4 protein-coding genes and 3 tRNA genes are annotated in these 3,023 nt (G+C 57.4%); all 7 read left to right on the top strand.

Annotation, left to right across the window (positions count from 1 at the left end; all coding sequences use genetic code 11):
- Nucleotides 1-282: 282 nt before the first annotated feature.
- Nucleotides 283-1,242, top strand: coding sequence for a bifunctional biotin--[acetyl-CoA-carboxylase] ligase/biotin operon repressor BirA (gene birA / locus C6A77_RS25020; RefSeq protein ID WP_114172016.1), 960 nt, complete (start codon nucleotides 283-285; stop codon nucleotides 1,240-1,242).
- Nucleotides 1,232-1,981 (top strand): pantothenate kinase, encoded by a 750-nt coding sequence (locus tag C6A77_RS25015; RefSeq protein ID WP_114172015.1) that lies wholly within the window; start codon nucleotides 1,232-1,234, stop codon nucleotides 1,979-1,981. Before birA ends, C6A77_RS25015 begins: the two co-directional genes overlap by 11 nt.
- A 7-nt stretch (nucleotides 1,982-1,988) precedes the next feature.
- Nucleotides 1,989-2,414: a hypothetical protein gene (locus tag C6A77_RS25010; RefSeq protein WP_114172014.1), complete on the top strand. Its 426-nt coding sequence runs from the start codon at nucleotides 1,989-1,991 to the stop codon at nucleotides 2,412-2,414.
- 152 nt (nucleotides 2,415-2,566) lie between these two features.
- Nucleotides 2,567-2,650, top strand: a tRNA-Tyr gene (locus C6A77_RS25005).
- Between the two features lie 24 nt (nucleotides 2,651-2,674).
- Nucleotides 2,675-2,748: transfer RNA gene (locus tag C6A77_RS25000), tRNA-Gly, on the top strand.
- Between the two features lie 29 nt (nucleotides 2,749-2,777).
- A tRNA-Thr gene (locus tag C6A77_RS24995) sits at nucleotides 2,778-2,853 on the top strand.
- A 78-nt stretch (nucleotides 2,854-2,931) separates the two neighbouring features.
- A partial coding sequence (locus C6A77_RS24990) for a GTP-binding protein (protein WP_133295916.1) occupies nucleotides 2,932-3,023 on the top strand: 92 nt, incomplete at its 3' end.

Raw genomic sequence — 3,023 nt, 5'->3', positions numbered from 1 at the left:
TCGCCGATGGTAGTGTGGGGTTTCCCCATGTGAGAGTAGGTCATCGTCAAGATTCATTTCGCAAAACCCCTATCTGCGCATGCAGGTAGGGGTTTTGTCTTTGTACCGCAAAAAACAGCCCCCTGTGGGAGCGGGCAAGCCCGCGAACACCGGCAAAGCCGGTGCCATTCACGCTGCAAGGCCGTTCCTGCATGGCCATCCACTCCTGCCGTCAGGCCCTTTTCCTATGCAAGCCAACAGGCCATAGCTATCATGCCTGCCTTATTCCAAGTCGAGACTGGCATGCTGAAGTTGTTGAATCTCCTCAAGGATGGCCGGTTCCATTCCGGAGAAGCTCTGGGGGCAGCCCTCGGGGTGAGTCGCAGCGCCGTTTGGAAGCAGCTGCAGCACCTCGAGAGCGAACTGAACCTCACTATTCACAAGGTCCGTGGCCGCGGCTATCAGTTGGCCGCGCCATTGGCATTGCTCGACGCACAAGCGATTGCCAGCTTCGCCGAAGGCGAGCAGTGGCCGATTTTCATCCACGAAACCATCGACTCGACCAACGCAGAAGGCCTGCGGCTGGCCGGCGAAGGGCAGGCCGCTCCATTTCTGGTCCTGGCCGAGCGCCAGAGCGCCGGTCGTGGCCGGCGCGGACGGCAGTGGATCAGTCCATTTGCCGAAAACCTCTATTACAGCCTGGTACTCCGCGTAGATGGGGGGGTGCGCCAGCTCGAAGGTCTGAGTCTGGTGGTAGGCTTGGCAGTCATGCGCACCCTACAGGCGTTCGGGGTAAAGGATGTGGGGCTGAAATGGCCCAATGATGTTCTCGTTCGCGGGCAGAAGATCACCGGCATTCTTCTGGAGCTTGTGGGGGACCCGGCAGATGTCTGCCATGTAGTGCTGGGTATCGGTATGAATGTGAACATGCAGGCCAATGACCAGGTCGACCAGGAGTGGACCTCGATGCGGCGCGAAGTGGGTGTTGCAATCGACCGTAACCGGCTGGTGGCATTGCTTGGCCAGCGGTTGCAGCACGAGTTGACGCGGCATCGTCGTTACGGGTTTGCTGCTTTCCAGGAAGAGTGGGAGCAGGCGCACCTCTGGCAGGGGCGTAAGGTTTCTTTAATTGCTGGTAGCACACGCATTGATGGCGTGGTGCTGGGCGTCGACGGGCAAGGTGGTTTACGCCTTGAGGTGGACGGAGTGGAAAAGAGCTTCAGTGGTGGTGAGCTCAGTTTGAGGTTGCGTGATGATTCTTGAGCTCGATTGCGGTAACAGCTTCATCAAGTGGCGGGTCATCCATGTCACTGATGCAGCGATCGAAAGCGGCGGTATCGTCGATTCCGATCAGGCGCTGGTGGCCGAGGTGGCTGCACAGTCGTCGGTGCGTCTTACCGGCTGCCGTATCGTCAGTGTGCGCAGCGAGGAAGAAACCGAAGCGCTTTGTGCGCTGATTGCCCAGGCGTTTGCTGTAAAGGCGCACGTAGCGCACCCGGCCCGGGAAATGGCCGGTGTACGTAACGGCTACGACGACTATCAGCGCCTGGGCATGGACCGCTGGTTGGCGGCGCTGGGAGCATTTCACCTGGCCAAGGGCGCTTGCCTGGTGATTGATCTGGGAACTGCGGCAAAAGCGGATTTCGTTGCTGCGGATGGAGAACATCTGGGTGGCTATATCTGCCCGGGTATGCCGTTGATGCGTAGCCAGTTGCGTACCCATACCCGGCGTATCCGCTATGACGATGCTTCTGCGGAGCGTGCCTTGGTCAGCCTGGCACCAGGCCGTTCGACAGTCGAGGCGGTCGAGCGCGGGTGCGTGTTGATGCTTCAGGGTTTTGCGCGTACACAGCTCGAGCAGGCGCGTGCGCATTGGGGGGACGATTTCACGGTCTTTCTCACAGGTGGCGATGCGCCGCTGGTAAAAGAGGCCGTGCCGCAGGCGCGTGTCGTGCCTGATCTGGTTTTCGTTGGCCTGGCCATGGCCTGCCCGTTGGATTGAGGTGACTATGCGTTGGTTGTTTCTGCTGTTACTGGTGCTCAACGTCTTCTATTACGTGTGGCACCAGCAGGAAGCCCCGCTGAAGGTCAAGGAAGTGGCACCCCTTTCGCTATACAAGGGGAATCAGCAAGAAATCCGTCTGCTGCGCGAAACAGGTGTGTCGGCGCCACCCAGGCGGCGGGATGAGTGCCTGGTAGTCGGTGGCGTGATGGGGCAGGGGCAGCTCGATGCGCTGCGTCAGCGCCTGTTAAGCCTGGATATTGCCACGCTGCCGGTACTGGGCCAGCTACCGGGAGCGGAGGGTCGTTGGCTCAAGGTTGCCGCGGAAAGCGAGCGTTTGCTGGACCAAACTGTCATCGCTACTCTTTCCAACGATTTCAAAGACTTAAAACACAAAATTATTTTCTGCCAGGGTATTGCAACTGGCGAATAGCTTGATAGAATGGCGCCCGCTTCACAGGGAACACCACTCAGGTGGCAGAACTGGAAGCGGTGTCAAAGCAGCTAAGTTTCAGATTTGATTGAAAAAATTTGAAAAAACGCTTGACACTAGGACGGCAGACAAATAGAATGCCGGCCACATCTGGAGGGATTCCCGAGCGGTCAAAGGGGACGGACTGTAAATCCGTTGCGAGAGCTTCGAAGGTTCGAATCCTTCTCCCTCCACCAGTTTTAGCGAGAGCCGCAAGCTCCGCGGGTATAGTTTAGTGGTAGAACCTCAGCCTTCCAAGCTGATGATGCGGGTTCGATTCCCGCTACCCGCTCCAAGTTTGCTGGATTTTGCACAAGGTGTTTCGCTCTTGTAGCTCAGTTGGTAGAGCACACCCTTGGTAAGGGTGAGGTCAGCGGTTCAAGTCCGCTCAAGAGCTCCATATAAACAAGGCAGATATGAAAATATCTGCCTTTGTTTTATCAGCGCAAGACTATTTCTTCTGCGGAGGATTGTATCGATGGCTAAGGAAAAGTTTGATCGTTCCCTTCCCCACGTTAACGTCGGCACTATCGGCCACGTTGACCACGGTAAGACCACTCTGACCGCAGC

The organism is Pseudomonas sp. AFG_SD02_1510_Pfu_092 (assembly GCF_003331055.1).
Lineage (GTDB): Bacteria > Pseudomonadota > Gammaproteobacteria > Pseudomonadales > Pseudomonadaceae > Aquipseudomonas.
Note: the sequence above shows the minus strand (reverse complement) of the source record. Positions and strands in the feature narration are given on the sequence as shown.

Bases quoted from the DNA above. Each gene is read 5' to 3' on its own strand.
- C6A77_RS25010 (WP_114172014.1), top strand. From the start codon at position 1,989: ATGCGTTGGTTGTTTCTGCTGTTACTGGTGCTCAACGTCTTCTATTAC.
- birA (WP_114172016.1), top strand. From the start codon at position 283: ATGCTGAAGTTGTTGAATCTCCTCAAGGATGGCCGGTTCCATTCCGGA.
- C6A77_RS25015 (WP_114172015.1), top strand. From the start codon at position 1,232: ATGATTCTTGAGCTCGATTGCGGTAACAGCTTCATCAAGTGGCGGGTC.